Source organism: Staphylococcus gallinarum, from assembly GCF_000875895.1.
Lineage (GTDB): Bacteria > Bacillota > Bacilli > Staphylococcales > Staphylococcaceae > Staphylococcus > Staphylococcus gallinarum.
In genome coordinates, this window is the sequence record NZ_JXCF01000174.1 from 1 (window position 1) to 1070 (window position 1070).

Consider the following 1070-nt stretch of genomic DNA (forward strand, 5'->3'; position numbering starts at 1 on the left):
CCGTTGCTTGTTGTTGTGACTCTTCTGATGTTGCGCTTGTATTTGTTTTTTTTGATTGCGAACTTTCTGAAGCGTCTACATTACTGTCTTTTGATAGTGAAACACTCTCACTTTTCACAAGTGACTCAGATTGAGATTCTGAATCCGAAAGACTTGCTTGTTCTTCAGAAATTGCTTTGTAAATTTCACTGTCAGTAGAAGTGTTTTCTGAATCTGCAGATTCGCTTTCATCTGAAACTTGACTTTCACTTGCAATAGACAGTTGCTCGCTATCAGTCGCTGATTGTGACTGTTCAATCACAACAGATGTCTGGCCACCTACTGTTTGACTATTCGTCGCTAATTCAGATGCGACAGGTATTTCAGACGCAGCTAATGCATGTTGATCGTGCAACATGTTAACAGTAAATAAACCACCTGTGATTGCAGTGGTTCTAAAAGCGTTATCTTTAATGGCACTACCAATACTTACTTTGTCGTTTTGTTCTTTATCTACTTTATCCGTTAATAAAGACAAACCTAACATTTTAAGTAGTTGAATCTCTTTAATACCCGCTTTTACCCAGTTTTTGCCGGATTTATACAATCTTACTCTGACTTTTTCTTCGCTAAAACTTTTTTGAATTCTTTGACTTTTTTTCAACTGCAAAACTCCTAATGATTATTAAATTTTGATTATATTTTCATAAATAATATTTTATTAACTTTATACATATAAGTCAACATAATACAAAACAAATAATTTGTTCTCGCAAAATTAACACTTATATCTGGATTACCTTTAAGAAAAAAGGCTCGAGTTTCGAGCCTTTTTCTTGAATTATTTTTCTTTACGACGTTTACCAAACAAAATAAATGTCCCAAGTACTGAAATTAAACTACCAAACAATGTAATATTTACAGATTTGACACCTGTTTCTGGTAAAGTTTTATCACTTGTTTTTTTAGATTCTGGTTCACTTGGTTTACCTGGTTCACTTGGTTTACCTGGTTCTTTTGGTTTACCTGGTTCACTTGGTTTACTTGGTTCTTCTGATTTACCTGGTTTACCTGGTTTACCTGGTTTACTT

At 33.8% G+C, this 1070-nt stretch carries 2 protein-coding genes; both read right to left on the reverse strand.

Annotated features, from left to right (window positions below; all coding sequences use genetic code 11):
- Positions 1–643 (reverse strand): KxYKxGKxW signal peptide domain-containing protein (locus SH09_RS13940; RefSeq protein ID WP_042740220.1); only part of this gene is annotated, 643 nt, incomplete at its 3' end.
- A gap of 177 nt (positions 644–820) precedes the next feature.
- On the reverse strand, positions 821–1070 hold a 250-nt coding region (locus SH09_RS13945; protein WP_042740221.1), incomplete at its 5' end, for an LPXTG cell wall anchor domain-containing protein.